This is a genomic window from Leifsonia araucanica (assembly GCF_051161895.1).
Taxonomy (GTDB): domain Bacteria; phylum Actinomycetota; class Actinomycetes; order Actinomycetales; family Microbacteriaceae; genus Leifsonia.
The window spans coordinates 3,454,726-3,481,467 of record NZ_JBMBTW010000002.1 but is presented as its reverse complement, the minus strand read 5'-3'; the positions used below and the strand labels follow the sequence as shown (position 1 = coordinate 3,481,467).

Here is a 26,742-nt window from a genome sequence, read left to right as displayed (position 1 = left end):
TCACACCCACCGAAAAAAGCCGTTACCCGGAACGGAGGTTCCGTCATGTCCTCGAACCGTACCTACCTCGCCTCTGCGCCCATCTGGCGCTCCCTGGTGCACCTCTGCGTGCCCATGGTCGCCGGCTTCTCCGTCGGCGTCGTCTACAACATCATCAACGCCGGCTTCATCGGCGCACTGCACTCCACACCGCTGCTCGCCGCCCTCACCTTCTCCCTCCCGGTGTTCGCCCTCGTGATGGCGATCGGCGGCGTCTTCGGCGTCGGCGGCGGCACCTTCGTCTCGCGGCTGCTCGGGATGCAGGACGACCCGGATGCGGACCAAGCGTCCGCCGCCGGTGCGGCCACCAGGATCAAGCAGGTGTCGTCGTTCACCCTGTGGGGTGCGCTGGCGGCCGGCGTCGTCATCGGCGTGCTCGGCGTGATCTTCGCCGTGCCGCTCGCCACGGCGGTCGGCGCCAGCGGGGCATCCCTCGAACCGACGGCGCTCTACATCGGGGCGATGTTCGGCTTCGCGCCGGTGCTGGTCGCCGCGTTCGCGCTCGAACAGCTGGTGCGCGCGGAGGGCGCGGCCGTCGCCTCGATGACCGGGCTCATCGCATCCACTGTCGCCAACCTGGTGCTGGACGTGCTGTTCATCCTCGTGCTCGGCTGGGGCGTGCTCGGCGCCGGCATCGCGCTCGGGCTGTCCAACGTGGTGACCGTCGGCTACTACATCTGGTGGCTGACGAAGAAGAGCAGCGCGGTCTCGCTGGCCCCTCGCCACTTCCGGGCGGACCCGGAGATGCTGAAGACCGTGTTCGGCGTCGGAGCCTCCGAGCTCCTGATGTCGTCGTTCCTCATCGTGACGACCCTCGTCATGAACTGGATCGCCATCGCATACGGAGACGCATTGCTGGCGGCGATGGGCGTCGCCCTCCGCATCGTGCAGCTGCCGGAGATGATCTGCATGGGCGTGTTCATGGGAGCCATCCCGCTGTTCGCCTACGCGTACGGCGCCCGCAACCACGCCAGGCTGCGCGGCGCGATCGTCGGCAGCGCCGTCGCCATCGCCGGGATCACGCTTGTGTTCTCGTCCATCGTGTTCCTGTTCCGCGACCAGGTGTTCGCGCTGTTCAGCGCGGACCCGTCCGTGATCGCCGACGGCACGCTCATCCTCACCGCCATGCTCATCTCCACCCTGTTCAACGGGTTCACCGGTCTGGTGATCGCAGTGTTCCAGGCGACGGAGCAGATCAGGAACGCGACGATCATGGCCGTGTCGCAGGGCATCCTGTTCATCCCGGTGGTGCTGGTCGGCAATGCGGTCTTCGGGCTGAACGGCGTGATCTGGGCGATGACGGCGACCGAACTGCTCACGTTCGCGCTCGGCGCCGTGCTGTTCCTCGGGTCGCGGAAGGCGCTGGCCTCCGCGCCGTCACAGGATGCGGTGGCCGCGGCGAGCGCTGCGGTGGCGGAGGAGGGCGCGGCGGTGACCGCGTGACCGCGTGACCGCGTGACCGCCTGACCGCGACGGGCCGCCTGGACATCCGGGCGGCTCGTCGCTAGTGTGGACGGACCACATGGTCTGACCACACGAGGGAGAGCGCGATGACCACCGAGCCCCGCGCCTGGGAGGGCGTGCTCGCCTCCATCGAAGCGCGGCTCGTCGACGGCGAGCTGCGCGTCGGCGACCACCTCCCGCCCGAGCGCACCCTCGCGGCCGAGTTGGGCGTGGCCAGGTCGAGCGTGCGCGAGGCGATCCGCGTCCTCGAAGCGATGGGACTGGTCCGCACCCAGACCGGCTCCGGCCCGAGCTCCGGCGCGATCATCGTCGCGCGCCCGGTCGGCGGGATGCAGGCCCTCATGCGGCTGCAGGTCGCCGCGAGCAACTTCCCCGTCGCCGACGTGGTGCGCACCCGTCTCCTGCTAGAGACGGCCGTGGCGGTCGACCTCGCCGAGCGACCGTCCGGCATCCGGCTCGACGACGCAGAGCAGTTGCTGGATGCGATGGACGACCCGACGCTCACGCCCGAGGAGTTCCTCGCGCTCGACGCGCAGTTCCACCTGGCGCTCGCCGACGCATCCGGAAACTCCGTGGTCGCCGCGATGATGGCCGGGCTGCGCACCTCCATCGAGAGCTACGTCGTCTCCGGGCTCGGCCGCATCCAGGACTGGGAGGCGATGGCCGCCCGGCTGCGCGGCGAGCACCGCGCGATCGTGGAGGCGATCACCTCCGGAGACAGGGCCGGTGCGCAGTCCAGGATCCACGACCACATCAGCGGTTACTACCGCGACGCCTCCCCCGTTCTCCCCGTTCCCGTCCACCACGAACCCCGTTAGGCGGCATCATGGTCACTCGCCAGGTCCCCAAGCCCGCCGAGCTTCTGGAGCTCATGAAGTTCAAGAAGCCGGAACTCGACGCGAAGAAGCGCCGCCTGCAGGGCGCGCTCACCATCGGCGATCTGCGCACGATCGCCAAGCGCCGCACACCTAAGGCCGCGTTCGACTACACCGAGGGCGCTGCGGAAGGGGAGCTCTCGCTCGCCCGCGCGCGCCAGGCGTTCGAGGACATCGAGTTCCACCCGTCGATCCTCCGCGACGTGTCGACGGTCGACACGTCGTGCACGATCTGGGGCGGCCCGTCGGCGCTGCCGTTCGGCATCGCGCCGACCGGCTTCACCCGGCTGATGCAGACGGAGGGCGAGACGGCCGGGGCGGGAGCAGCTGCCGCCGCCGGGATCCCGTTCACGCTGTCGACGCTGGGCACCACCTCGATCGAGGATGTGAAGGCCGCCAACCCGCACGGCCGCAACTGGTTCCAGCTGTACGTGATGCGCGACCGCGAGATCTCCTACGAACTCGTCCGCCGTGCGGCCGCGAATAATTTCGACACCCTGTTCTTCACCGTCGACACCCCGGTTGCCGGCGCCCGCCTCCGCGACAAGCGCAACGGCTTCTCCATCCCGCCGCAGCTGACGCTGGGCACGATCGTCAACGCGATCCCGCGCCCCTGGTGGTGGTACGACTTCCTCACGACGCCGAAACTCGAATTCGCGTCGCTCTCCGCGACGGGCGGCACGGTCGGCGACCTCCTCAACGCGGCGATGGACCCCTCGATCAGCTTCGACGACCTCGCGATCATCCGCGACCTGTTCCCGGGCAAAATTGTCATCAAGGGCGTCCAGAACGTCGAAGACTCCCGCCGCCTGGTCGACCTCGGCGTCGACGGCATCGTGCTCTCCAACCACGGAGGCCGCCAGCTCGACCGAGCGCCCATCCCATTCCACCTGCTCCCCCAGGTGGTGCGCGAGGTCGGAGCAGACACCGAGATCGCGATCGACACCGGCATCATGAACGGCGCAGACATTGTGGCGGCCTACGCGCTCGGCGCGAAGTTCACCCTCATCGGCCGCGCATACCTCTACGGCCTGATGGCCGGAGGCCGCGCCGGCGTCGACCGCACCATCGAGATCCTGCGCGACCAGATCGTGCGCACGATGCAGCTCCTCGAAGTGGCGAGCCTGGACGAACTGAGTCCGAAGCACGTGACCCAGTTGCGGCGGCTGGTGCCGGTGGCGGCGCCGGATGCGGGGGTGCTGGCGGAGGGGTAGGGGCTACCGCTTCGAGGCCTGCTCATCCTGGGCGGCCTCGACACCATCGAAACGGGCGACGGAGTCCGGTCAGAACGCGTGGTTGTCGAGGGTGGTGGTCGCCTGGCGCAGGACGCGGATCGCCGTGGCGATCTCCGCGGGGTCGATGCCGTCGAGGGCGACGGCGCGGACGTCGGCGAACGGGTCGGGCACGGCGTTCCACAGGTCGTGCCCTGCGGCGGTCATGGTGAGGAGTCTCTGGCGCTGGTCATGTGGGGAAGGGGACCGCTCGACGAGACCCTTGCGGACGAGCGTTGTGACGATTCCGCTGAGGCTCGCGCGCTCCAGGTGCAGGGCGCGGCCGAGTTCGCTCTGAGCCATGGTGCCGTTGCCGGCGAGTTCGTAGAGCACCGCCCACTGGGTGGAGCCGATCCCGTGAGTGCGCAGTACCGCGTCTACTGCCGCCCGGTTGGCGTAGTAGTAGCGTTTGGCCCACGAGCCGAGCGTCGGCTCCCCGGTATCCGTCATGGGCCCAGTATTCACCAGGGGATGGGCGTGTTCTCCCAGCGGGTGAATGTGCCGCTCGGCCCGTCAGGACCGAGCAGGCACACGCGGACCACCTCGCGCGAGCCGTCTTCGAGCGATTCCGTGCCCGCGAACCCGTTGAGATTGGTCGCCGTGAAGGCCGGCGAGACGAGGTTGATCTTGATGTCGGTGGACTCGAGCTCGACCATCATCGCCAGCGTGATCGCGTTCTCTGCTGCCTTCGATGCGGGATAGACCGGGCCGAACATCGAGTGATACGGGTAGGAGGGATCGGCGTTCGCGGTCAGTGACCCTACGCCGCTCGAGACGTTCACGATGCGTGCATCCTGCGACTTCCGCAGGAGCGGCAGCATGGCCTGATACACGGCGAGCGTGCCGAAGACGTTGGTCTCCCACACCGTCCTGATCTCTGCCAGCGATGCGGTGCTCGCCCTGTTCCTGGTCTCGTAGTCCGCTAGGAAGTCGCCTTCGGTCTGGACGGCGCGGGAGATCCCGGCGTTGTTGACGAGCAGGTCCAGCCTCCCGAACTCGTCGTCGACCCGGCGCGCCGCCGCCGCGATGGAGTCGGTGTCGGTCACGTCGATCTGGACGGGGATCGCGCCGTCGCCGATCTGAGCGGCAGCGGCCTGCCCGCGCGCGAGGTCCCGCGACCCCAGCAGGACCGTGACGCCCGCGGCGACCAGTTCTTTCGCAACCTGGAATCCGACGCCCTGATTGGCGCCGGTGATGAGCGCGATGCGTTCGTGTGACATGCCTGCTCCCGTCTGTTCGGTACCATACTATTTTCATTTGGTACCAAACGTCTGTCAAGCAGTCTTCGCCCGACTGCCTGGTCGGGCGCCGTCCGGGCTCGCCACCACGGCCCGTGCAGCGAGCCCTACCGCCGCAGCGCCTCCGGCCGCGGCAGGCCCAGCTCTTCGAGCAGGTCGCCGAGCATCCTGTCCAGTTCGAAGCCCGCCTGGGTGATCTTGTTGTTGCCGAGGCTGATCAGCTGGGAGCTGGGCTGGTCGACGGTGAGGATGGTTCCTCCGTCGCGGCCGGCGTGCAGTTCGAGTCTGGTCGGCGTGTAGAGCATCGCGGCCGGGTCGTGCCGGAAGACTCTGGATGCCGTGATGTAGTCGCCGATCAGGTAGACGGCACTCGGGATGTCCGCACCGCCCACGCGCATGATCGGCGTCGGGTAGTTGCGCCAGAACGCGACGAACCGGTGGATGCCCGAGCCTTCCGCCTCCTGCGCGAACCGTTTCCATTCCGCCCCGGATGCGACGAGCTGCTCGAACCGGGCTGCGTCGACGAGCGGCACCTCGGCCTCGAACGCGCGGCGCAGCGTCTCGAACGGGACGTGCGCCGTGATCTCGATGCGGTTCACCGTGACGGGCACCACCCGGTCGGAGGCGTGGAAGGTCATGCCTCTATTGTGTGTCCCGGAGCAGACCTAGTCGGCGAGCACCACCCTGCGCACCCGCTGGCGCTGCGTTCCGAGCCCGTCGATCGTCAGCTCCATCGTGTCCTCGTCTGCGAGGTACGGGAAGCGTCCGGAGAGCGCGACGCCCTGCGGCGTTCCCGTGTTGATGATGTCGCCCGGGTCGAGGACCATGAACTGGCTGAGGTGCCAGATCAGGTGCTCGACGCCGAAGATCATGTCGGCCGTCGTCGAGTCCTGCCTGGGCGATCCGTTCACCGAGGAGCGGAGGCGGAGTGCGCGGTGGTCGACCTCGTCCGGGGTGACCAGTTCCGGGCCGAACGGGTTGAACGTCTCGCTCGACTTGCCTTTGGACCACTGGCCGCCGGAGACGTCGAGCTGGTATTCGCGCTCTGACACGTCGTTGGAGACGGCGAAGCCGGCGATGTGGTCGAGCGCATCGGCGGGAGAGGAGAGGTAGCGCGCCCTGCGGCCGATGACGACGGCGAGCTCCACCTCCCAGTCCGCGCGCTGGGCGCCCGGCGGCAGCAGCACGTCGTCGTCGGGGCCGACGAGCGTGTTGGGGTGCTTGAAGAAGACGATGGGATGCTCGGGCGGCTCGGCCCCGGACTCTGCGGCGTGCGCCGCGTAGTTCTGGCCGATGCAGACGATCGCCGCCGGGCGGGCGACGGGCGCGCCGACGCGGAGATCCTGCCAGCCGGTCGCGACGGGGAGCTCCCCGGCCTGCAGCGCGGCGCGGGCGCGGGCGACGCCGTCCGCGGCGAAGAACGCAGGGTCGACGTCGTCTGTCACTCCGCTCAGGTCGTACACGGTGCCGTCCGTGTCGCGCAGGTGGGGGCGTTCGGCGCCGTGGTCTCCGAGTCGCAGGAAGCGCATCCGGTTGTCTCCTCGTTCGAGCGGGTCTGGCGGGCGTTCAGCGCACCGGCTGCGCGGCCGCCGCGTTCACGACGGCGGGCACGGGACGGCCTGCCCAGTGGTCGATGATGTTGTTCGCTGCGTGCACCGGCAGGTCGGCGAGCGCCTGAGGAGAGTACCAGGCGGCGTGCGGGGTGAGCAGGACGTTGTCGAGCATCCTGAGCCTGCTGCTGGACGGGAGCGGTTCTGTCGCGAAGACGTCGATGGCCGCCCCGGCGAGCCTGCCGGCTTCGAGCGCGTCGGCCAGGGCCTCCTCGTCGATGAGCGGGCCGCGGCAGGTGTTGACGATGACGCTTCCCTGCTTCATCGACGAGAGCGCCGTCTGGCCGATGAGGTGGTGCGTCGCGGCGGTGAGCGGGGCGTGCAGCGTGAGCACGTCGGCCTGGGCGACGGCGTCGGCGAGGGTGACGGGCTCCAGGCCGTCCGCCAGGATGCGCGCGGCAGGGACGACCGGGTCCGCCACGATCACCCGGAAGCCGAGCGCCCGGCAGCGGAGGGCGACGAGGGAGCCGATGCGGCCGTAGCCGACCACGGCGACGGTGGTCGCCGACGGGCGCATGGCCATCGGGGATGCGGCGACGGCCGACCATTCGCCGTTGCGCACGGCGCGGTCGTAGCCGACCAGGCCGCGGCCGAGCGTGAGGATCATGGCGATGGTGTGCGTCGCGACCTCGTCGATGCAGTACGCCGGGGTGTTGGCGACGAGCACGCCGCGCTCGCTCGCCGCTGCGACGTCGATCATGTCGTAGCCGATGCCCAGCCTGCTGATGAAGCGCACGGAGGGGAGGCGGTCGAGCAGGTCGGCGGTGATCGGCGCCCACTGCACGATCAGGGCGGATGCGTCCTCCGCCGCGGCGACGATGTCGTCGGCGGAGGCGGAGGCCGCCCGGCGCGCTGTCAGGCCCGCGGCGCGCAGCGTGTCGTCCGCAGCGCTGCCCGGCAGGTCGTAGTCGGTGATCACGACAAGGTCGGAAGTCATGTCAAAACGCTATAGCATCTAGCGTTTTATCGCCACATCCCCACGCTCTTCGCGGCAGATCCGGACGAAATGCTATAGCGTTCTGGGTATGAATCCTCGCCGTTCACTCGTCACAGGGGCCAGCTCCGGAATCGGCGCGGCGACCGCCGTGCAACTCGCCACGGACGGCAACGCCGTCTGGCTCACGTACACCTCGGGAGAGGCGGCAGCGCTCCGCGTCGCCGAGCTCTGCACCGCGGCGGGCGCACCGGAGGTGCGCGTCAACAGGCTCGACCTCCGCTCCCCCGCATCCATCGACGCGCTCGTGGCGGAGGTCGCGGAGGCGTGGGGAGACCTGCACGTCCTCGTCAACAACGGAGGCGTCTGCCCGTACCGCCACTTCGACGACATCGACATCGACGAGTGGGATGCGGTCATGGAGACCAACGGCCGAGGCACCTTCCTGCTCACCAGGGCTGCCCTCCCCCTGCTGCGCGCGGCCGAGGGCGACCGCTCCGTCATCAACCTCTCCTCCATCGCCGGCCAGGTCGGCGCGCTGCAGACCGGGATGCACTACGCGGCGAGCAAGGGCGCCATCCTGGCGATCACGCGCAGCTTCGCCAGGCACCTTTCCGCCGAGGGCATCCGCGTCAACGCCGTGACCCCCGGACCCGTGACGAGCGCGATCACCGACCAGCTCTCGGACGACGGGCACGACGCGCTCGAATCCTCCATCCCGCTCGGTCGCTTCGGCGCGCCGGACGACGTGGCCTGGATCATCGGCACCCTCGCATCCCCGAAGGCGGGCTTCGTGACCGGCGCGACCTACGACGTCAACGGCGGCGTCCGCATCGACTGACCGACAGCCGACGACCGCGCGACCCGCACACAGAAGGAGACACCGGATGACGGCACTCGCCGCGCTTCAGACCGTGACAGCACAGGTGGATGCGTTCAACGCGCACGACCTCGAGGCCTTCGTCGCCACGTACGCCGACGATGCGGTGGTGACCGGCGTCGCCGACGCGCCGCTGGTGGGCAGGGAGGCCATCCGCGCGTTCTACGCCGGACGCCTCGACAACCCGCTGCTGAGCTGCAGCATCGACGCGACCGCCCTGTTCGGCGACCGCTGGGTGGTGGCCAGGGAGAACGTTGTCAACGACGGCGTCTCCACGGAGACCATCGCGACATTCGACGTGCACGGCGGCCTGATCCGCCGCGCCTCCATGCTCAAGGCCTGAGCCCGAACCGTTCCGCGATGGCGGCGTCGGCCTGCGGTGCGCCGAACGCCGCCGTCCAGGCGCCGTCCACCGCGATCGACTGGCCGCTCAGATACGACGCCTCGTCTCCGAGCAGGAACGCGGCGAGCGCCGCGACCTCCTCGACGGTGGCGATCCTGCGCATCGGCGGGCCGTCCGCGAGGGCGCGCTCCTCGGCGGCCGGGTCGGCGGCCGCGGCGATCTGCGCATCCAGGTGGGGCGTGCGCACACCGCCGGGGGCGACGGTGTTCGCACGGATCCCGTACGGCCCGTAGGTCACGGCGACGCTGCGGGTCAGGGCGTCGATGCCGCCCTTGGTGAACTCGTATGCCGCGTGGTCGACGAAGCTCGCGCGGCCGTGGATGGAGCCGACGTTGACGATGGCGCCCGGCGTGCCCTGGTCGACGAATGCGGAGACCGCGGCCGAGCATCCCCACAGGTAGCCGAGGCCGTTGATGTCGACGAGCTCGCGCACGGCGGCCTCGTCCAGGTCGTGCAGCGGGGTGCGGCGGGTGATCCCGGCGTTGTTGACCCAGCCGCCGAGCGGCGCGAGAGCTCGCGCTTCGTCGGCCGCGCGCAGGTGGGTGGCCCTGTCCGCGCTGTCGCCGATGACGACGGCCGCGCAGACGCCGTCCTCCACCGACCGGGATGCGCTCCGCTCGACCCCCACGACGGTCCAGCCGTCCGCGGTGAGCCGTCCCGCGATCCCTCGGCCGATGCCTTTGCCGCTCCCGGTGACGACGACGCTGCGATTCATGCGTTCCTCCCGAAGTCGAAGGTACCCGGCGCGAAGGAGAACCCGAGGCCGGGCTCCGCCGTCGGCCGTGCCGTGCCGTCCTCGAAGACCGGACCGCCGACCACCAGCTGGGGCGACGGGTCGTACGGGTTGCCGCCGGGCCCGCGCCCGAACGTCTCGACGCCGACGCCGTGGCCGAGGTGCACGCTCGTCTCCGGGCTGATGTGACAGGACACCGGGAGCCCCCTGTCTTCCGCCCACACGGCGAACTCGAGCGCAGGGGTGATCCCGCCGATGGCGACGACGTCGAGCCGCGCCAGGTCGATGGCGCCGCCATCGGCGAGAGCTTTGAGGACGCCGGGGTCCGTGACCTCGTCACCGACTCCGACGCGGAGGCCGGTCGCGCTGCGCAGGCGCGCGCATCCGGTCACGTCCTCCGGCAGCAGGGGGTCTTCCAGCCAGGCGAGTTCCGGGTCGCCCCATTCGGCGACCTCGGCGATGGCCGTGTCGGCGTCCGGCCAGCCGAAGCCGACGTCCACGACGATGCCCGTGGTCGCCGGCAGTTCCCTGCGCAGCGTGGAGAGCAGCTCGCGCATCAGCGCCGTGTCCGGCGAGCGCGACAGCTTGACGAGCGGCCAGCCGTCGGCGGCCTGCGAGACGACCTCGTCCACGAGGTCGTTCACGGTGCGCCCCGGTGTCGGGTACGCGGCGACCAGCATCGCCTGGCGCGGGCTGTCGTCTGCGCCGACGAGTTGCCAGACCGGGCGTCCGCTGCGGCGTCCGAGCAGATCCCAGAGCGCGATGTCCACGAGGCCGATCGCCCGGCGCACGAGTCCGACGCGCCCCACGATGGCGCTCCCCCGCAGTGCGCGCTCCCAGAGCGCCGGCACATCCAGCTCTCCGCCGACCACGTGCGGCGCGATCAGCCGCTCGACCAGCTCGGCCATCGGGGCCTCGCGGGTGAGCCCGTACGCGATCCCGGTGCTGCCATCGCCGTCGGAGACCCGCACGGCGGCGTACTCGCGCCGGGTGACGGTCATCGCGCCGAGCTGCAGAGGCCGGGCGAGCGGGAGGGAGACGGTGGAGGTGCGGAGGTCGCGCACCACCGCATCCGGTGCGGAGGAGACGACGGCGCTCACGGCTTCGGCACCGAGGCCAGCGGCACCCCGTAGTCGACCATGAAGCCGCCGTCCACGTACATGGTCTGGCCGTTCATGTACGACGCCTGATCGGAGACGAGGAACGACACCGCCGCCGCGATCTCCTCTGCCTGGGCGAGACGACCGGCCGGGATGCGCGCGAGGATCGTCTGCTCGTTCAGGGTGCCTGCCGCGACCCCCTGGCGGAAGACGCCGGTGTCCACGTAGCCGGGCGCCACCGCGTTCACCCGGACTCCCCGCGCCGCCCACTCGGCGCCCGCCGTGGCCGTGAGGCCGATCACCGCCGCCTTCGTCGCCGCGTACGGCGCGCGCCCGGCCGAGCCGCGCGACGAGATCGAGGAGATGTTGACGATGCGTCCGCCTCCCGCCGCGAGCATGTGCCGTCCGGCCGCCTGCAGGCTGAGGAAGACGCCGTGCAGGTTCACGTCGACCACCGCGCGCCACTCGTCCCAGGCCAGGTCTTCGATCGCACGGTGACGCTGGATGCCCGCGTTGTTCACGACCACGTCGATCCTGCCGAACTCGGCTGCGATCCCGTCGAAGACCGCTGCGACGTCCTCCGGGTCGGTCACGTCGAGCCTGCGGTGCACGATCCCGTCGACCGGTGCAGACTCGGTGAAGCCGGGCACCAGGTCGGCGGCGACCACCGTGTATCCGTCCGCTGCCAGGCGGCGGCCGATCTCCCAGCCGATCCCGGCCGCCCCTCCGGTGACGACGGCGACGGGGGTGGATGCGGGGGTTGCGGTCATGGTGATCCTTTCTGGTGGAGCTGATGTGCTGGTGCGTGCCGTGCTGGAGCCGGTGCCGGTCAGACGGAGATGTTGCCCGCGGTGATGACCCGGTCCGAGTCGTCGGGGAAGCCGACGCGCTTCACCGATGTCTCGACGTTCGCCGTGTGCAGCAGGGTCGATCCCGACCCGAAGCCCGCGGCGGACAACTCGAGCTTGCCACCGTCGAAGCGGCAACCGGATGCGCGGTAGTGGTTCGTCCCTCCGGTCAGCGACACGTGGGCGCCCCCGTTGTCCGAGCGGGCGAAGGTGCTGTCGGCGAAGAGCACGGTGACCGCTGCGCTGCCGCCGCGGCCGATGCCCGTCCCTCCCGCACCGGACACGCGGCTCCCGCCGACGACCTCGACGGTCTGGGCGGCCGTCCCGGCGGCGAGCACGGAGACTCCGTCGAGCACGGTGCCCTCGAAACGGGTGTTCGCAGAGGAGGTCTGCAGGGCGTCGGCACCGGCCGCCGCGCCGAGCCTGCTGTCGCGGAAGGTGACGTCGCCCGCGCCGAGGATCTTCACGCCGCCCACGTTCTCGAGCGTCGTCGCGTCGAACAGGACGGGAGCCTTCACGCTGGCATCGGTGAGATTGCCCGGCGCCGCGAACCGGAACCAGGAGTCCCGGATCACGGTGGGCCGCGACGACGCGGACGACGACTGCGTGATCACCAGCGTGCTGTCCGCCGTGCATCCGGTGAGCTGGGCGCCGTCTGCGTTGATCCAGAGCATCCCGGATCCCGCGAGCGACGGCTTCCCGATGACCTTGACGTCTTCGAGGGTGAGGTCGGTGATGCGGACCCTCGCGACGAACCAGGAGCAGACGTGCTTGCGCACCGTGATGCGCTTGGCCGCCGAGCCCCAGGCCGCTCCCGAGTTGGCGAACGTCATCAGCCCCGAGTTGCCGGTGTACGTGAGGTCGTGCTCGTACTGGCCGTGCGTGACGAACGGGCCCTGGTCGTCTCCGTCGCCGTGGCAGTTCTCGACCATCGAGTACGCGCTCGCGGTGAAGTCGTTGAGGTGCCTGGCGTTGGAGGTGTGGCAGTTGGCGACGTAGCCGTAGAGGCAGTAGATCTGCTGGGTCAGGTAGCCCGCCCCGCCGTACGTCACGGATGTGGGGTTCGAGAGGGTGCACTCGATGGTCGAGTAGAAGGTGTTCCAGCGCCGCATGATCAGCGGCCAGAAGGTGAGGGAGCCGACCACCCTCTCCACGTCGCAGCGCACCGCGTACTCGAACGCGATCGGGTGCGAGCCGGTGTACTGGTCGGTGCCTTTGCCCCGGAAGACGAGGTTGCTGATCCGGATGTTCTGCACGGGCTCGACGCGGGTCCAGGTGATGGTGCGTCCCTCAGCGAGCGGCCAGCCGTTCTTGTAGTTCACCCGGATGTGGGTCTGATCGACGATCTGGGTCACCTGGACGAGCTTCTGCAGCTCCTTCTCCCAGCGCCCGCTGAGCGCGTTCACGTCGGCGGCGTACCAGGAGTCCACGGCGAACCAGCTGGCGTCGGCGACCGGGAAGATGTCGCCGAGATCGGGCACGGCCTCGGTGAGAGTGGCCACCTGGACGTCCTTGGTCACCGTCCCGGAGAAGAACATCACGGCGCCGAACGGGTTGTCGTACGTGTTGGCGGCGATGCCCTCCGTGGTCATCAGATGATCGCCGAAGTCGAGTTCGAGGCCGGAGCGCGTGAAGGTGTGCCTGCGCACGAAGTTCAGGTCGGTGTGCGCCTCGATGCGCGAGACGGCCGGGTCGCCGACCATCGCATCCAGAGCGTCGTCGGCCGGTTTGTCCGGCCCGAAGACGCCGAACTGCCGGAAGTCGACGGTGCCGGAGTGCTGCAGCAGCCAGACCGTGCCGTTCTTGCCCGCGATGACGGTGCCGCCGTTCGGCTTGCCGTCGAAGCGCGACGCTCCGCGGTAGACGAGATCGCCCGCGTCACCCGGCACGCTGTACCCGGCGACCGCGATCAGCTCGCCGTCGGACGCCTTGACGCCGGCGAGGTCGCGCACGAGCCGCGCCTGGCGGATCGAGCCGGAGCTGCTGCTCTTCGCCACGACGGCCGCGTCGGCCGGGGTGGCCGCGCCGATCGCGGTCGCGCCGCCGAGCACGACGGCGCCGAGGCCGACGATCAGGCCGCGTCTCGTGCCGGACGCCGGCGCGCCCGCGGTGGATGCTGCATCGGTGGTGGTGCCCTGAACACTGTTCATCCGTGGATTCCTTTTCGTGTCAGTCGACGACGATGCTGTCGCCGACGATGATGCGTTTCGTCTGTTCGGGAACGGTTCGCTCCACGGCACGCTCGATCGCCGCGTCGTAGAGCAGGGTGGATGGTGCTGCGAAGCCGGCGTCCGGCAACTGGATGCGTCCCCCGCCGAACTGGGAGCCGACGATTCTGGCGTGGTTGATGCCGGACTCGATCGCGAGGTGCGGGGTGCCCGTCGGCGCTGAGGAGGTCACGCCGTCGATCCGCCAGGTGACCACGCCGGCCCCCGCCGCCCTGCTCAGCGTCGCACCGCCGGTGCGGTCTGTGCTCAGCCGGGCGCCATCGACGGTGACGACCTGATCCTTCGCCGCCGTCGCGACCAGCGCGACCCCGGTGAGCGTCCCTCCGCGCACGGTCACCTCCGCTCCCGCGAGCTGGAACGGGTCGCCCTTCGCCGGGCCGCTCAGGTCGCAGTCGTGGAAGCGGACGGCCCCACTCCCCCTGGCGACGGTGCCGTCGATACCGTCGATGCGGCAGCGCACGAACGAGACGGTCGCCGTCACGGGCGTCTGCACCAGCACCTGCCCCTTCGGCAGCGAGAACGTGCAGTCCTCGATCACCGTCGGGCGGGTGGAGCGCGCGCTGCGCTGGCCGACAGCGAACAGCCCTGCCGTGCATCCGCGCAGCTGGGCGCCGTCCGCGTTGATCGTGAGCGTCGCCTGGGGGTCGAAGGTCGACCGCCCGATGACCCGCACGTTCTCGAGGGTCAGGTCGGTGATCTTGGTACCGGCGACGAACCAGGAGCAGACATGGTCGCGCACCGTGATGCGTTTCGCCGACGTGCCCCATTGCGCGCCGGAGTTGGCGATGTCCATCAGCCCCGAGCATCCGATGAACGTGAGGTCGTGCTCGTACTGGCCGTGCGTGGTGAACGGGTTGCCGCCCTGGTCGTCGCCGTCGCCGTGGCAGTTCTCCACCATGCAGTATGCGCTCGCGGTGAGGTCGTTGAGGTGCCTGGCGTTCGAGGACGTGCAGTCGCGGACGTGCCCGTAGAGGCAGTAGATCTGCTGGGTGAGGTAGCCGGCGCCGCCGTAGAAGACGGTCGGCGGGTTCTCGATCGAGCAGCGTTCCGTGACGAAGTGGGTGTTCCAGCGGCGCATCACCACCGGCCACCAGGTATGCGTCGCGTGGATGTCGGACACGTCGCAGTGCACGGCGTACTCGAAGGCCGTCGGGTGCGATCCGGTGAGTTCGCGGGCGTCGGGGAGCGAGCCGTCGGTCGGCCCGGTGTACGGCCCCGACCCCACGAAGCGCATGTTGCGCACCCGCACGCGCTCCACCGGCGCGACCTTGCGCCAGCTGAGGCTGCGGCCGGCTTCGAGCGGCCAGCCGTTCAGGTAGTCGACCCGGATGTGCGTGGCGTCGAGCTGCTGCGTCACGCGGACGAAGCGCTGCAGCTCCCGCTCGTCCCCTCCTCCGCCCGCGACGGGTGCGCACTGCACCGCCCACCAGCTGTCGACGGGGAACGCCGAGGCGTCCGGCACGGAGACCGCGTCTGTCAGCTCCGGCCACGCCTCCGCCAGCGCGTACTGCACGGCAGCACCCTCCGGCGTTCCCGTGAAGAAGAGGACGGCACCGAACGGGTTGTCGTGGCTGTTCGCCGCGATGCCCTCCGTGGTGATGAGATGGCCGCCGAAGTCGAGTTCGATGCGGGAGCGGGTGAAGACGTGGCGCCGTACGAAGTTGAGGTCGGTGTGCGCCTCGATCCGCTCGACGGTGGGGTCGCCGACCATCGCGTCGAGCGCGTCGTCCGCCGCCCGGCCCGGCCCGCCGATGCCGAAGACGCGGAAGTCGAGGGTGCCGTCGTGCTGCAGCACCCAGACGGTCCCGTTCTTGCCGGGGACGACGGTGCCGCCGTTGACCTTCGAGCCCTTCGCGCTGGCGCCCCGGTAGATCAGGCGTCCTGCGTCGCCGGGCGTGCGGTATCCGGCCGCGATGGCGAGCTGGCCGTCCTTCGCCTGGATCCTGCCGAGATCGGCGACCGTCCTGGCCTGCTGCACCTCCCCGGACGCTCCCGGCTTCTGCGGCGCGGTCGCCTCCGCCGGAGCGGCGGCGTTGAGCACGCCGACGCCGCCGAGCGCAGCCGCGCTCAGACCGACGATCAGCCCGCGGCGCGTGCTTGCGGGGGTGCGAGGTGGAACGGGTGACGCTGTCATTGCTGCTCCTCGATGATCGTGCGGATGGCGGACACGGCTGCGTCCTCGAGCCTGTCGAGGGAGCCGGGGGCGAGCGGGGTCTGCCAGGCCTGGTACGCGCCGCGCTCGTACGCGTCGCGGGTGGGGAGGTAGACGAAGCCCGGCCCGTTGGTGAGGTTCATCACGACGACGGGGCGGCCGGGGAACGCGGAGCGAAGCGTGCGCTGCAGCCGCGAGTACGCCTCTCCGGGATGCGCGACGACCACAGCGTCTCCGAGCAGCCACGTCCACACCGGATGCTCGACCCGGTCGCCCGTGACATACCCGTCGCGCAGGTTGCGCGCCCTGCCGAGACGTTCGGCCCTGCTGCGCGGGTCGATGTCCGCCCACCGCTCTTCCAGCTCCTCGATGGTGGGGAGGGGCGCGAGGTCGAGGAGCACCGCATCCCTGCTGGTCGCGATAGCGTCGCTCTGCGTCTGCCTGGTCTCTGTCCACATCGCGAGCGGGGCGCCGGACTCGACCACCGCGGACAGTTCGAGTTCGTGCCCAGGCGCAGGGAGGAGGTCGAGAGCGGAGAGCACCGCGTGCCCGAGCGCCCTGCCGTGCCGGTCGGCGACGCCGAGGTCTCCCGTGTACTGCTCGCGCGGGGCCAGCTCGCCGGATGCGCCCTGCAGGAAGAGGCACGCCGCGCCTGTCTGCTCTTCGACCAGTTCGCGCATCGCGCCGACGTAGTCCGGAGACACCAGCCTGTTCTGCCAGGCCAGCGTGGTCGGGTGGCAGGCGTAGTTGACGATGGTCGCGAGCGCCGTGCCGTCCGCCGCGCTGACCCTGCCCACCAGCACCGTGTCGTCAGCGGTCTCCGCGTCGGGGTTGAACCCGACGAGCGCGCGTCCGTCGAGGTCGAGTTCGCGGTCGGCCGCGAGCGAGCACCGTCCGCTGGTCCAGTCGATGCTGGCGGGCTCCACGGACTGCAGCGCCTCCCGGCCCGCATCCGTGGCGGCCTCGGCGAGCCTGTCCAGGTAGCCGGGGATGAGGTCGCCTCCGTCGAGGTCGGCGTCTGCGGAGCAGAGCACCGGACCGGCGTGTGTGTGCGACAGGGCGATCATCAGCTGGTCGTCGCGGAGGCCCAGCGCGTCGAGCACCCGCGAGCGCACCGACCATTCGTCGTCGACCCTGCGCCACCACGTCCCGTCGACCGCGATCAGCAGCACGGGCTCTGCGCCGCCCACGGCGAGCGCCGTCAGCGTCATCGGACGGTGCGCTCCCTCCGAGCGCTCCCAGTCCGCCGGTCCCCAGTTCTTCGCCCTGATCCCGGCCGGGGGCGTGATGTCGCGCCGGGCGATGCCGATGGCGGCGTCCGTGTGCGGCACAGCCTGCCGTGCTCCGAGTGCTGTCACAGGTAGTCTCCCGTCCAGTGGTGGGCCGATGGATGCTCGGCTGTCGCGAGCGCGTCGGCGAGCGTCCCGTCGAGCGGGTGGATCATGCCGGTCCCGTCCGGCTGCCAGGCGGCGTCGCCGCTGACCGCATCCACGAAGGCGTCGAACGGCTGGCCGCCCGGCAGGTCGAATTCGACAGTCGTGACGACCCCGGCCGCTGCGAGATCGGAGCGCACCGTGCGGCCGATCGCGGAGAGCGCCTCGACGCTGCCGCCCGCTTCGAGCACGGCAGCGTCGGCGCCCCCGTGCTGTGTGCCCGCCGTGCGGACGATCGCGTACGCCGCCTCCCTGGCGTCGCGTCCGGTCGCGAGGTAGACGTCGGCGCCCGCATACCAGCCGTATGCGCGCCGCCAGCCGAGTTCGTCGCGCACCGCGCTGAGCGGCAGCGCCGCCGTCGCCGCGTCGTGCAGGGCGGAGAGGCGGTCCGGCGCGATGTCGGAGATGGGCCGCCTGCTGATCCTGCCCTGGCGCCCAGCGTCGCCGTCACGGGACGCGAGCGACCCGATCCGGCGCCTGCGCTGCTGGAAGACCACGAATCCGGCCCCCCGATAGACGTGCGGTGTCCCGGTGAAGAGGAGCGCCCAGTCGTAGCCGGTGCGCCTGCCGTACGCCACGGCCTCGTCGGTCAGCATCCGCGCGACGCCCCTGCCGCGTGCCCGCGTGGCGACGGCGACGTTCGCGAGCCCGAGCACGCGCGCGATCCTTCCGCCCGCGCCACGCAGGCCGTGATCGAGCAGATACACGCTCCCGATCACCCCGCTGCCGTCCTCGGCGACGATGGTGGAGGCGTGCCTGTTCGGATCGAGCTCCCACTGGGCGAGCATCCCCGGCTCCGCGAAGGCCTCCGCCCAGAGTGCAGCGATCGCCGTGTCGTCCGACGTGGATGCTGTCCGCAGCGTCACCGTGCCCGTCATGCCGGCGCTCCCACGGTCTCCGGCAGCGCGCCGCGCGCGACGGCGGCCGCCTGGAGAGCGGTGCGGTACACGGCGAGCGTGCGCTCCCGGCCGACCGGCGCATCCGCGCCCGCCGCGAACCGGACCACTGCCTCGGCGAGCGCCGCGTACCCGAGGTCGGACGCCTCGCCGAGCGCGAGCGTGTGCACACCGCTCTCCGCCACGATCCGCACGCTGTACTCGTCCGGGCCCGGCACACCGCTCACGGAGACGGTCACCGGCACACCGCCCGACGTGCGCGCCCAGACCAGCCCGGCCGACTCGGAGCGTGTGTCGAGCGCCCCGCGCTCCGCCGTGCCGCCCACGATCTCGATGCCGTCGCCGCCGGTCACCAGGTCGAGCAGTTCGAACGCGTGGATGCCGATGTTGAGCAGGGTGCCGCCCGCGCCGTCCTGCTCGTCCTGCCAGCGACGCTCCGGTGTCAGGAACCCGCCGATGTCGTGCTGCGCGGCGACCTGGATGGACAGCGGGCGCTCCGCGCGCATCCGGTCGGCGAACGCGACGGCCTCCGGCGCGAACCGGAGCACGGACGAGCTGGCCCAGCGCGCGGCGTCTCCCAAGTCGTCGAACCTGCGAAGGCCGGCCGCCGAGGTCGCGATGGTCTTGTTCAGGAAGACCGGCACCCCGGCGGCCGCGCAGGCGGTCGCCACGTCCGCCGCGCGGGCGGTGCGCGGGGTCGCGACGACCACGTCAGGGCGGAGGGAGAGCAGCGCGTCGAGGTCGGCGACGACGGGCGCGCGGAAGCGCTCGGCGAAGGCGGAGAGCCGGTCGGCGTCGTCCGCGTCCCAGACCCCGGCGAACTCGGCGCCCAGGGCGGTGAGGTTCGCCGCATCCGTGAAGGCATGCGAGTGCGCGACCCCGGCGAACGCCACGCGCACGCTCACGCCATCCGTTCCAGGTCGGCGGCGGAGACCGCGTGCAGCAGGCTCTCCCCCGCGCAGAAGCGGCCGACCTCGTCGACCACGATCCGTCCCTGCCGCAGCCGCCCTTCGACTGTCCCCGCCGCCTTGTGCGGTACGAGCAGCACGTTCGGAAGCGTTCGCAGTTCGTGGCCGACGGGCAGCGGCTCGTCGTCGAACACGTCGAGGGCCGCGTCGATCCTGCCGGAGCGCAGTTCGGCGATCATGGCGTCCTCGTCGACCAGCCACGACCTGGCCGTGTTGACCAGTGCTGCGCCATCCGGCATCGTCGCGAGCTCCGTCGCGCCGATCATCCCCCTGGTCTCCGGGAGCGACGGGGCGTGCAGCGCGACGATCCTGCTCTCCGCGAGCAGCGTGGACAGCGGAACGAGGGTCGCGCCGAGCGCCTCCGCCTCGGCGTCGTCGATCGTGGGGTCGGCCAGCAGCACGCGTGCGCCGAGCGCCCGCAGCATCCCGAGGTAGGCACGCCCGGTGCGCGATGCCCCCACCACGCCGATCGGCGCATCCAGCAGCTCGTGCCTGGCCGGCGCGTCCTCGGCGTCCGCCCACTCCGCGCCGGCGTGCAGCGCGTGATCGAACCGCGGGATGCGATGCAGCAGCGCGAGCGTGAACGCCAGCGAGACCTCCGCGACCGACCTGGCCATGCCCGCGCCGGCCTGCGTCACGGCCACGCCGCGCTCGAAGCACGCCTCGGACACGAACGGCTTCACGCTCGCCCCGGTGTGCGCGATCAGCCGCAGCGACGGCAGGCGGTCGAGCAGTCCGTCGTCGAAGCGCGGTGCGCCCCAGGCGATGACGACCACCTGCACGGCGGCCAGGTCGAACCGGCCTGCGGCGGCCTCGACGGACTCGGCGACCGCGAGACCGTCGCCGGCCAGACCTGCCGCGGCCGCACCGAGCAGTGCGAGGTCGTCCTTCGTGAGGAACTCGGCGCGGAGCCCGGAGGGCACGGCCACGATGACGGACGGGGATGCGGTCATCAGCGCAGCCACTCGTCGCGGTGCTCCGCGATGAACGCGTCGTCGTTGAGGTGCGGGTACTGCCGCCGCACCCGTTCGATCTCCTCCGCCTGCCCCGGCGACAGCGTCTCGTGCTCGTCGAGGCACCAGATGCCGTCGAGCAGCCCCTGCTGGCGCAGCATCTCGTGCACCCCGGCGATCACTCCGGCGAACCCGTTGGCCGGGTCGAAAACGGCGGAGTTGAGGTCGGTGAGGTCGGCAGCCAGGCCGCTGAGCTCCGCTCCGGCCTCGCGGTCGCCGTCCGCCGCCCGGTGGGCGAGCGCCAGCACCTGCGTCGCCGCACGCGTGCCGACCGCCCACTGCCCGAGCAGCCCTCCGACGAAGCGCGCCTCGCGCATCCCGGACGGCGTCTCGACGTGGTGGACGGCGGTGAGGTCGGCGACGATCGCGTCGTCGTTGCCGGTGTAGAGGCTCACGGCGTCCGCACGGTCGGACTCCGACACACCGCGCACGAGTTCGGCGGTGCGGTAGCGGTCGAACGGAGCGGCTTTGACGGCCACCACCGACGGCAGATCGGCGAACCTCCGCCAGAACGAGCGGGACAGGACCGGCCCACCGATGGCCTCCTGCAGGTAGAAGCCGACCACCGGCAGCACCTCGCCCACGGCGCGCGCGCGTTCGATCAGCGCGTCCTCGTCCGCCCCGGCGACCCGGGGGCTGAGCAGCACGGCGTGGTAGCCGAGCCCGGCGGCCAGCTGTGCTTCGCGCACCGCCTGGGCGGCGTCCCCGACCACTCCGGCGATCCTGACCAGCGGGCGGTCCGCCTCCCTGTCGAGCACGTCGGCGGTGAGAGCGAGCACCGGTTCGAGCAGTCCGCGCTCCGGTTCGTGGATCTCGAACTGGGTCGTGTGCACGGCGATGGCGATGCCGCCTGCTCCGGCAGCGAGGTAGTAGCGGGTGAGCGCGCGCTGGCGGCGCTCGTCGAGCCTGCGGTGCGCATCCAGAGCCAGTGGATGCGCGGGGACGACCGTGCCGCGCGCGAGTAGCGCCGCGATCTCCTCCGGGAGGGCGGGAGCGGTGAGCGGTGTGCCCTGCACGTCAGAACCTCCCGTCCCTGACGGCCCACTTGGTGGGTTTGCCGGAGGTGGGGAGCCCGCGGGAGAGCCAGTCAGCCTGCCACTCGACGAGTGTGCCGGCCGGAACGGACGGGTAGCCGAACAGCTCGAAGCACCTGCCGGCGTTGTTGAGCAGCGCTGTCGGCGCCTCCGTGCCGTCGAACTGCACCTCGCGGTCGAACAGCTCGCCGAAGCGCTGCGCGACCGCCCGCACGGAGAGCTGCTCCGGCCCGGTCAGGTTGACGGTGAAGACCGACTCGCTCGCGTGCCGCATCGACCGGAGGACCACCTCGTTGGCGTAGCCCTGCCACACCACGTTCGCCGTTCCCGTCGTCAGCGACACCGGCTCTCCGGCGAGCACGGTCGACGCGATGTCCGCCAGCACCCCGTAGCGGAGGTCGATGGCGTAGTTGAGCCGCACGACGGAGACCGGCGTCGCGCGGGTGAGCGCGGCGAACTCGAACACGCGCTCCCTGCCGAGGCACGACATGGCGTACTCGCCGACGGGAGCTGGCGTATCGGTCTCGACCGACCCTCCGCTCGCCGGCGACACGAACGGATAGACGTTGCCGGTGGACATCGCGGTGATCGCGCTGTCCCTGTACCGCCTGGCCACCCGGTCGGGAAGCGCGGCGTTGACCTCCCACGCCCAGGATGCGTTGGTCGCCGCCCCGAACTTCGCGCCGACCATGAACACCACGTTCTGCGCATCCGGCAGCGCGGCGAAGTCGTCGTCGGAGAGCAGGTCGAACGGCACCGTCGTCACCCCCTTCTCCTCCAGGCCGCTGCGCGCCTCCTGGTTCGAGAACCGGGAGACGGCGTAGACGGTGTCGGACGAGCGGCCGGCCTGGTCGAGGGCGTTGCGGGCGAGCCTGGACAGGCTGGGGCCCATCTTGCCGCCTGCGCCGAGGATGACGATGTCGCCGGACGACTCCGCCAGGTCGGCGACCAGCTCGGGGCGCGGGGTGGCGAGGGCGTCTTCGAGCTCGATCTCTGAGGTGAACATGGCTGCCTTTCCTGCTGGACGGCCGGTCATCCCTTGATGCCCGCCGATGTGACGCCTTCCTGCACGTAGCGCTGAGCCACGGCATAGGCGAAGAAGATGGGGACGAGCGCGACGACCGAGCCGGCGAGCATCACGCTGAGCGGGACGTTCTGCTGCTGCAGCGACGCGACGCCGACGGTGAGCGTCCACATGTCGGAGCTCTTGGCCATGATCAGCGGCCAGAGGAAGTCGTTCCAGTGCCAGAGGAAGATGAAGACGCCGAGGGTGGCGAGCACGGGCTTGCAGAGCGGGAGCACGATGGTGAGGAAGATCCGGAACTCGCCTGCGCCGTCGATCCTCGCCGCCTCGAACAGCTCGTCCGGGAGGCCCTGGATGAACTGGCGCATCAGGAACACCGCCTGCGCGTTCGCGAGCGTCGGCAGGATCAGGCCCCAGTACGTGTCCACGCCGCCGAGCTTCGCCAGCACGATGAACGTGGGGATGAGGGTCACGTGGAACGGCACCATCACCATGGCGAGGAAGGACCAGAACATCGTCTCCTTGCCTCTGAACCGCTTCTTCGCGAACGCGTAGCCCGCCATCGCGGACAGCAGCAGCACGGCGACGACGCTGACCAGGGCGTAGATCAGCGTGTTGCCCACCCAGACCAGGATGTTCTGCCCGCCGAGCACCTGCTCGTACGACGCGGTCGACAGGTTCCACGGCATCAGGCTCGCGGGGAAGTCGACGGCGAGGCCGGGCTTCAGGCTGAGGATCACCATCGCGTAGAACGGGAAGAAGCACACGACGGCGGCGATCGTCAGCCAGATGTAGCGGACGACGAGGCCCATCCTGCTCGGCTCGAGCGCCCGGTACGCACGCCTGGTGCGCGGGATGCGCTGGGTCGCGGCGGTCATTTCTGCCTCCCGATCACGCGGCGCTGGATGAGCGCGACGACGAGTGTCATGACGAACAGGGCGACGCCGATGGCGGCGGCGTACCCGTAGTCGGTGTACTTGAAGCCCTGGTCGTAGAGCATGTAGACGAGTGAGTAGCTGCCGTGCGCCGGGCCGCCCTGGGTCATCACGTAGACCAGGTCGAACACCTGGAACGACGCCGTCGTCTCGATGACGGCGAGGAAGAACACGGTGGGCTTGAGGTACGGGAGCACGATGAACCTGAACCGCGCCCACGCGCTCGCCCCGTCCATCAGCGCCGCCTCCTCCAGCTCTCTCGGCACGTCCTGGAGCGCGGCGATGACGATGAGCATCCCGTAGCCGAACCGGGACCACACGCCCACGATCACCAGCGCGGGGATGACCAGGACGGTCGAGTTCAGCCACGAGCCGCCCAGACCGAGCGGCGTCATCAGCGTCGACCACGGGCCGTCGCTGGAGAAGATCCACTTGAAGATGGCTCCCGCGAGCACCAGCGAGGTGATCACCGGGAGGAAGAAGACCGAGCGGAAGATCCGCGAGCCGCGGAACGCCCTGCGAACACCGAGCGCCATCGCGATCGACAGGGCCACCGAGATCGGCACGGCCAGCACGGAGTAGATCAGCGTGACCCGCAGCGCCTGCCAGAACACCGGGTCGGCGAACATCCGCTGGAAGTTGCCGACGCCCTTCCAGTCGAGTTCTCCGGAGATGTCGTAGTCGAAGAAGCTCAGGCCGACGCCGGCCAGCGCCGGTCCGAAGCGGAACGCCAGGAACAGCAGGAACGCGGGAAGCACGAAGAAGAGACCGATGCGGGCCTCACGCCTGGCCAGGATGCGCTTGGTCAGGCCGGGCGGTCGCCCGGCGTCTCTGCGCTGCTCACGCTGCTCGCGCTGCTCCGGCGGTCTGGACGCCGCCGGGGCCGGTCTGGTCGTTGTCACGGGGATTCCTCCTCCTTCTCGGGGCGGGGATCGCTCCCCGCCCCGAGCAAAGGGCTTGTTACTTGATGAGCGGCTGGGCGGCGGCTGCCGCATCCTTCAGCGCCTGCTTCGGCGTCTTGGTGCCGAGCAGCGCCGCCTGGATCTCCGGTGCGAGAACACCCATCACCGCGCGAGCACTCGGCTGCAGTTCGCCGACCCTGCTGGTCGGGATGGTCTTCTCGATGGCGCTCTGGATGGGGTCGTCCGCGTAGAGCTCGCCGGTGGACTTCAGCGGGGAGAAGAAGTTGGACGCCAGGTCGAACTTCTTGGAGTTCTCCGCGTCGGTCGCGTACGCGGCGAACTCGCCGGCCGCATCCTTCGACGTCGCGCCCTTCAGCATCGCCAGCGAGCCGACGGTGCCATACGAGACCGACTCCTTGTCTGTGAGCGGCGGGAGGATCTTGATCGCGTCCTCACCCCAGAACGAGGTGACGTCCGCCGGGCCGGACTGCCAGGTGCACGCGACCTTGTTGCTCGCCAGCGCGGTCTGCTCGAGGCTCGGCATCGTGGAGATGAGGTCCTTCTCGATGTAGCCGTCCTTGGCGAAGCCGGAGATCAGTCTGAGCGCCTTCTCTCCCGCCGCGCTGTCGAAGGCGACCTTGCTTCCGTCCTTGTTGTAGACGGAGCCTTCCGCCTGCCAGAGCAGCGGGTAGAAGGTCATGTTGAGGGTCACATCCGGCGAGCCGAAGTAGTTGGTGACGTAGATGCCCTTCTCCTTGAACTTCGGGGCGAGGGCTTCGAGGTCGTCCCAGGTCTTGGGGTACTCCGTGATGCCTGCGGCGTCGAACGCCTTGGCGTCGCACATCAGCGCGTTGGCACTGGTGAGGATCGGCGCCCCCATCAGCTTGCCGTCGATGGTGATCGACTTCGTGACGTTGTCGAGGATGTCCTTCTTCTGTGCGGAGGGAAGGTACGCGTCCATCGGCTCGATCGACTTCTGGTACGTGGAGAGCTGGTCCGGGATGAGGTACACCAGGTCGGGCCCCTTGCCTGCCGCGATCGCCGTCGCCAGTGACTCGTCGCGGTTGGCCCAGGGGTAGATCTCGTACTTGACGGTGATGTTCTTGTGCTCGGCCTCGAACGCCTTGATCGTCGAGTCCCAGAAGGTCTTGTGCGCCTTCTCGTCGGCGATGACCGGGTAGATCCACATCGTGACGGTCTTCTTGGAGGTGTCGGACTCGCCGGACCCTCCACTGCAGCCCGCCAGAGCGATCGCTGCCGTCGCTGCCACGGCGGTCGCCGTGATCATTTTCTTGTACCGCATGCTGCTCCTTCTCGGTGGCGCGACACGGATGTCGCTCGGGTGGGGTGGAACGCTGTCAGGCTCGGGGAACGGACTCCACGGTGCCGTGGTGCCGTGACCGCTCTGCGGCGAAGACGGCGAGATGGCTGTCGAGCGACTCGCGCGGTCCTGACCGGATGTACGACGGGTCGCCGGTGGCGACCGCTGCGACGAAGGCGTTCATGACGCCGCCGTCTCCTCCGCCGTGGTCTCCCCCGGCGTTGGCCGCACCCGTCGGCGCCGTCTCGTAGACGACGGACTCTCCGGTGCGGAAGTCTGTGACGGTGACCCGCTCCCCGTCGCCGTCGAGCATCCCGTGCGAGCCGAAGAGCTGGGTCCTCCTGTGCTCCTGCTCGCTGAACGCGGTCATGACGAAGGTGCCGGCTGTGCCGTCCTCGAACTGCAGGGCGACGACCTGGTTGTCGACGACCGTGTTGTCCGCGGCGTAGACGCAGACGCCGTACGGACCGGTCCTGAGTGCCTCGATCACTCCGGCCTCCGTCGCGTCGTCGGTGATGACGGTGACCGGCCAGACCGCTCCCTCGTCGCGCACGACCGGAAGGTAGAGCTTCTGCGCCGCGTACGGGCAGCTGTTCTGGAGCGGGCAGTCGAGGCAGCGGTCCGCCGCTTCCGCCGGACGGTTCTCGTGCCGGAAGTGGTGGCGGGAGCCGAAGCTCGCGACGCCGGCGATGCGCTTGCCCGTGACGTACCTGATCCAGTCGAGGTCGTGGCTGGACTTCGCCAGCAGCATCGGGGCCGCCAGGTCCTCCCTGCGCCACGGTCCGCGCACGTACGAGTGGGCCATGTGCCACCAGCCGACGGGCTCGAGGTGCTGCACGTTGATGATGTCCCCGAGCACCCCGGTGTCCACGATGCTCTTCACCAGATCGGTGTACGGCATGTACCGCATCACGTGGCAGACGCCGAACAGCACTCCGCTCGCCTCGACGGCATCGACGATGCGCCTGCTCTCCTCCTCGGTGGGGGCGAGCGGCTTCTCCATCAGGATCGCGTAACCGCGCTCGGCGCAGGCGATGGCCGGTTCGACGTGCTGCCTGTCCTGGGTGGCGATGATGACCGCGTCCGCGATCCGCTCCGGCAGGGCGAGCAGCTCACGCCAGTCGTCGAACTGCCGGATGCCCTCGTCCCCGTGCGAGACGAGCTCGCGCTGGAACGCCCGCGGGTCTGCGACGGCGACGAGCTGCGCCCTCTCGGGGTTGGCGTGGATCCAGCGCGTGTACGACTGCCCCCTGTTGCCGGCGCCGATCAGTGCGATGCGCACCGGTCGTGTGCTCTCTGGGGTGTTTTCCATCGCTCCTAGGCCTTCTCTTCATCGCTGCGGCTGTGCCCGGGAGGGTTCGCCGTCGAACGCTCCCACGATAGCATTATTGCTATAGCATGTAGCAAATGAAAAGATCGGGAAGCAAGATTTACCCGCTCG

At 70.2% G+C, this 26,742-nt stretch carries 25 protein-coding genes; 5 read left to right on the top strand and 20 right to left on the bottom strand.

What is annotated here, in order from left to right; translation table 11 throughout:
- The first annotated feature begins 45 nt into the window (after positions 1-45).
- The 3 genes from ACN6M5_RS16830 to ACN6M5_RS16820 all read left to right on the top strand — a co-directional run bounded on the left by ACN6M5_RS16830 (position 46) and on the right by ACN6M5_RS16820 (position 3,592).
- Entirely contained in the window at positions 46-1,482 is a 1,437-nt protein-coding gene (locus ACN6M5_RS16830; RefSeq protein WP_434951601.1) for an MATE family efflux transporter, read from the top strand.
- Positions 1,483-1,589: 107 nt separating this feature from the next.
- Positions 1,590-2,321, top strand: coding sequence for a FadR/GntR family transcriptional regulator (locus tag ACN6M5_RS16825; RefSeq protein ID WP_434951599.1), 732 nt, complete (start codon positions 1,590-1,592; stop codon positions 2,319-2,321).
- Between the two features lie 8 nt (positions 2,322-2,329).
- Positions 2,330-3,592, top strand: coding sequence for an alpha-hydroxy acid oxidase (locus ACN6M5_RS16820; RefSeq protein ID WP_434951597.1), 1,263 nt, complete (start codon positions 2,330-2,332; stop codon positions 3,590-3,592).
- A 69-nt stretch (positions 3,593-3,661) separates the two neighbouring features.
- Here ACN6M5_RS16820 and ACN6M5_RS16815 read toward each other — a convergent pair whose 3' ends face one another.
- From ACN6M5_RS16815 to ACN6M5_RS16795, 5 genes are all read right to left on the bottom strand, one after another.
- A complete protein-coding gene (locus tag ACN6M5_RS16815) occupies positions 3,662-4,099 on the bottom strand; it encodes a MarR family winged helix-turn-helix transcriptional regulator (protein WP_434951595.1) in 438 nt (145 codons plus the stop codon).
- 11 nt (positions 4,100-4,110) lie between these two features.
- Positions 4,111-4,869 carry an SDR family NAD(P)-dependent oxidoreductase gene (locus ACN6M5_RS16810; protein ID WP_434951593.1) on the bottom strand — a complete coding sequence of 253 codons (759 nt, stop codon included), beginning with the start codon at positions 4,867-4,869 and terminating at the stop codon, positions 4,111-4,113.
- Positions 4,870-4,994: 125 nt separating this feature from the next.
- The gene (locus tag ACN6M5_RS16805) at positions 4,995-5,525 is read right to left on the bottom strand and encodes a hypothetical protein (protein ID WP_434951591.1); all 531 of its coding nucleotides are present in this window, start codon (positions 5,523-5,525) and stop codon (positions 4,995-4,997) included.
- 27 nt (positions 5,526-5,552) lie between these two features.
- A complete protein-coding gene (locus ACN6M5_RS16800; protein WP_434951589.1) occupies positions 5,553-6,416 on the bottom strand; it encodes a fumarylacetoacetate hydrolase family protein in 864 nt (287 codons plus the stop codon).
- A gap of 37 nt (positions 6,417-6,453) precedes the next feature.
- Positions 6,454-7,434 carry a C-terminal binding protein gene (locus ACN6M5_RS16795; protein ID WP_434951587.1) on the bottom strand — a complete coding sequence of 327 codons (981 nt, stop codon included), beginning with the start codon at positions 7,432-7,434 and terminating at the stop codon, positions 6,454-6,456.
- A gap of 88 nt (positions 7,435-7,522) precedes the next feature.
- Between ACN6M5_RS16795 and ACN6M5_RS16790 the strand changes: the two genes are divergently transcribed.
- Both ACN6M5_RS16790 and ACN6M5_RS16785 read left to right on the top strand, forming a co-directional pair.
- Entirely contained in the window at positions 7,523-8,272 is a 750-nt protein-coding gene (locus ACN6M5_RS16790; protein WP_434951585.1) for an SDR family NAD(P)-dependent oxidoreductase, read from the top strand.
- A gap of 46 nt (positions 8,273-8,318) precedes the next feature.
- Positions 8,319-8,654 (top strand): nuclear transport factor 2 family protein, encoded by a 336-nt coding sequence (locus ACN6M5_RS16785; RefSeq protein ID WP_434951583.1) that lies wholly within the window; start codon positions 8,319-8,321, stop codon positions 8,652-8,654.
- On the opposite strand, the gene ACN6M5_RS16780 is transcribed toward ACN6M5_RS16785, so the two are convergent.
- From ACN6M5_RS16780 to ACN6M5_RS16710, 15 genes are read right to left on the bottom strand one after another with little or no spacing between them, the layout of a single operon-like run.
- Positions 8,644-9,429 carry an SDR family NAD(P)-dependent oxidoreductase gene (locus tag ACN6M5_RS16780; protein WP_434951581.1) on the bottom strand — a complete coding sequence of 262 codons (786 nt, stop codon included), beginning with the start codon at positions 9,427-9,429 and terminating at the stop codon, positions 8,644-8,646. The genes ACN6M5_RS16785 and ACN6M5_RS16780 overlap by 11 nt on opposite strands.
- Positions 9,426-10,547, bottom strand: a complete 1,122-nt coding sequence (locus tag ACN6M5_RS16775; RefSeq protein WP_434951579.1) for a mandelate racemase/muconate lactonizing enzyme family protein — start codon at positions 10,545-10,547, stop codon at positions 9,426-9,428. Before ACN6M5_RS16775 ends, ACN6M5_RS16780 begins: the two co-directional genes overlap by 4 nt.
- Positions 10,544-11,317 carry an SDR family NAD(P)-dependent oxidoreductase gene (locus ACN6M5_RS16770; RefSeq protein ID WP_085368660.1) on the bottom strand — a complete coding sequence of 258 codons (774 nt, stop codon included), beginning with the start codon at positions 11,315-11,317 and terminating at the stop codon, positions 10,544-10,546. The genes ACN6M5_RS16775 and ACN6M5_RS16770 overlap by 4 nt, the downstream gene beginning before the upstream one ends.
- Before the next feature lie 59 nt (positions 11,318-11,376).
- Complete coding sequence (locus tag ACN6M5_RS16765; protein WP_434951576.1) at positions 11,377-13,545, bottom strand: peptidase C14; 2,169 nt, start codon at positions 13,543-13,545, stop codon at positions 11,377-11,379.
- A 19-nt stretch (positions 13,546-13,564) separates the two neighbouring features.
- Positions 13,565-15,757: a peptidase C14 gene (locus ACN6M5_RS16760; RefSeq protein ID WP_434951574.1), complete on the bottom strand. Its 2,193-nt coding sequence runs from the start codon at positions 15,755-15,757 to the stop codon at positions 13,565-13,567.
- Positions 15,754-17,133 carry a hypothetical protein gene (locus tag ACN6M5_RS16755; protein WP_434951572.1) on the bottom strand — a complete coding sequence of 460 codons (1,380 nt, stop codon included), beginning with the start codon at positions 17,131-17,133 and terminating at the stop codon, positions 15,754-15,756. Before ACN6M5_RS16755 ends, ACN6M5_RS16760 begins: the two co-directional genes overlap by 4 nt.
- Complete coding sequence (locus ACN6M5_RS16750; protein WP_434951570.1) at positions 17,130-18,086, bottom strand: GNAT family N-acetyltransferase; 957 nt, start codon at positions 18,084-18,086, stop codon at positions 17,130-17,132. The genes ACN6M5_RS16755 and ACN6M5_RS16750 overlap by 4 nt, the downstream gene beginning before the upstream one ends.
- Complete coding sequence (locus ACN6M5_RS16745; protein WP_434951568.1) at positions 18,083-19,009, bottom strand: Gfo/Idh/MocA family oxidoreductase; 927 nt, start codon at positions 19,007-19,009, stop codon at positions 18,083-18,085. The genes ACN6M5_RS16750 and ACN6M5_RS16745 overlap by 4 nt, the downstream gene beginning before the upstream one ends.
- Complete coding sequence (locus tag ACN6M5_RS16740; protein ID WP_434951566.1) at positions 19,006-20,025, bottom strand: hydroxyacid dehydrogenase; 1,020 nt, start codon at positions 20,023-20,025, stop codon at positions 19,006-19,008. The genes ACN6M5_RS16745 and ACN6M5_RS16740 overlap by 4 nt, the downstream gene beginning before the upstream one ends.
- Positions 20,025-21,101 carry a dihydrodipicolinate synthase family protein gene (locus tag ACN6M5_RS16735; RefSeq protein WP_434951564.1) on the bottom strand — a complete coding sequence of 359 codons (1,077 nt, stop codon included), beginning with the start codon at positions 21,099-21,101 and terminating at the stop codon, positions 20,025-20,027. The genes ACN6M5_RS16740 and ACN6M5_RS16735 overlap by 1 nt, the downstream gene beginning before the upstream one ends.
- Position 21,102: 1 nt before the next feature.
- Positions 21,103-22,125, bottom strand: a complete 1,023-nt coding sequence (locus ACN6M5_RS16730) for an NAD-dependent epimerase/dehydratase family protein (RefSeq protein WP_434951562.1) — start codon at positions 22,123-22,125, stop codon at positions 21,103-21,105.
- A gap of 26 nt (positions 22,126-22,151) precedes the next feature.
- The gene (locus ACN6M5_RS16725) at positions 22,152-23,021 is read right to left on the bottom strand and encodes a carbohydrate ABC transporter permease (RefSeq protein ID WP_085368666.1); all 870 of its coding nucleotides are present in this window, start codon (positions 23,019-23,021) and stop codon (positions 22,152-22,154) included.
- Positions 23,018-23,980 carry a carbohydrate ABC transporter permease gene (locus ACN6M5_RS16720; protein ID WP_247597281.1) on the bottom strand — a complete coding sequence of 321 codons (963 nt, stop codon included), beginning with the start codon at positions 23,978-23,980 and terminating at the stop codon, positions 23,018-23,020. Before ACN6M5_RS16720 ends, ACN6M5_RS16725 begins: the two co-directional genes overlap by 4 nt.
- Positions 23,981-24,038: 58 nt before the next feature.
- Positions 24,039-25,283, bottom strand: a complete 1,245-nt coding sequence (locus tag ACN6M5_RS16715; protein WP_434951560.1) for an extracellular solute-binding protein — start codon at positions 25,281-25,283, stop codon at positions 24,039-24,041.
- Positions 25,284-25,338: 55 nt separating this feature from the next.
- On the bottom strand, positions 25,339-26,613 hold the full coding sequence (locus ACN6M5_RS16710) for a Gfo/Idh/MocA family protein (RefSeq protein ID WP_434951558.1): 1,275 nt from the start codon (positions 26,611-26,613) through the stop codon (positions 25,339-25,341).
- Positions 26,614-26,742 lie beyond the last annotated feature (129 nt).

What these genes read in the sequence shown, in the direction of transcription:
- ACN6M5_RS16830 (WP_434951601.1), top strand. Translation starts at nt 46, where the DNA reads ATGTCCTCGAACCGTACCTACCTCGCCTCTGCGCCCATCTGGCGCTCC.
- ACN6M5_RS16825 (WP_434951599.1), top strand. Translation starts at nt 1,590, where the DNA reads ATGACCACCGAGCCCCGCGCCTGGGAGGGCGTGCTCGCCTCCATCGAA.
- ACN6M5_RS16820 (WP_434951597.1), top strand. Translation starts at nt 2,330, where the DNA reads ATGGTCACTCGCCAGGTCCCCAAGCCCGCCGAGCTTCTGGAGCTCATG.
- ACN6M5_RS16815 (WP_434951595.1), bottom strand. Translation starts at nt 4,099, where the DNA reads ATGACGGATACCGGGGAGCCGACGCTCGGCTCGTGGGCCAAACGCTAC.
- ACN6M5_RS16810 (WP_434951593.1), bottom strand. Translation starts at nt 4,869, where the DNA reads ATGTCACACGAACGCATCGCGCTCATCACCGGCGCCAATCAGGGCGTC.
- ACN6M5_RS16805 (WP_434951591.1), bottom strand. Translation starts at nt 5,525, where the DNA reads ATGACCTTCCACGCCTCCGACCGGGTGGTGCCCGTCACGGTGAACCGC.
- ACN6M5_RS16800 (WP_434951589.1), bottom strand. Translation starts at nt 6,416, where the DNA reads ATGCGCTTCCTGCGACTCGGAGACCACGGCGCCGAACGCCCCCACCTG.
- ACN6M5_RS16795 (WP_434951587.1), bottom strand. Translation starts at nt 7,434, where the DNA reads ATGACTTCCGACCTTGTCGTGATCACCGACTACGACCTGCCGGGCAGC.
- ACN6M5_RS16790 (WP_434951585.1), top strand. Translation starts at nt 7,523, where the DNA reads ATGAATCCTCGCCGTTCACTCGTCACAGGGGCCAGCTCCGGAATCGGC.
- ACN6M5_RS16785 (WP_434951583.1), top strand. Translation starts at nt 8,319, where the DNA reads ATGACGGCACTCGCCGCGCTTCAGACCGTGACAGCACAGGTGGATGCG.
- ACN6M5_RS16780 (WP_434951581.1), bottom strand. Translation starts at nt 9,429, where the DNA reads ATGAATCGCAGCGTCGTCGTCACCGGGAGCGGCAAAGGCATCGGCCGA.
- ACN6M5_RS16770 (WP_085368660.1), bottom strand. Translation starts at nt 11,317, where the DNA reads ATGACCGCAACCCCCGCATCCACCCCCGTCGCCGTCGTCACCGGAGGG.
- ACN6M5_RS16765 (WP_434951576.1), bottom strand. Translation starts at nt 13,545, where the DNA reads ATGAACAGTGTTCAGGGCACCACCACCGATGCAGCATCCACCGCGGGC.
- ACN6M5_RS16760 (WP_434951574.1), bottom strand. Translation starts at nt 15,757, where the DNA reads ATGACAGCGTCACCCGTTCCACCTCGCACCCCCGCAAGCACGCGCCGC.
- ACN6M5_RS16750 (WP_434951570.1), bottom strand. Translation starts at nt 18,086, where the DNA reads ATGACGGGCACGGTGACGCTGCGGACAGCATCCACGTCGGACGACACG.
- ACN6M5_RS16740 (WP_434951566.1), bottom strand. Translation starts at nt 20,025, where the DNA reads ATGACCGCATCCCCGTCCGTCATCGTGGCCGTGCCCTCCGGGCTCCGC.
- ACN6M5_RS16730 (WP_434951562.1), bottom strand. Translation starts at nt 22,125, where the DNA reads ATGTTCACCTCAGAGATCGAGCTCGAAGACGCCCTCGCCACCCCGCGC.
- ACN6M5_RS16725 (WP_085368666.1), bottom strand. Translation starts at nt 23,021, where the DNA reads ATGACCGCCGCGACCCAGCGCATCCCGCGCACCAGGCGTGCGTACCGG.
- ACN6M5_RS16715 (WP_434951560.1), bottom strand. Translation starts at nt 25,283, where the DNA reads ATGCGGTACAAGAAAATGATCACGGCGACCGCCGTGGCAGCGACGGCA.
- ACN6M5_RS16710 (WP_434951558.1), bottom strand. Translation starts at nt 26,613, where the DNA reads ATGGAAAACACCCCAGAGAGCACACGACCGGTGCGCATCGCACTGATC.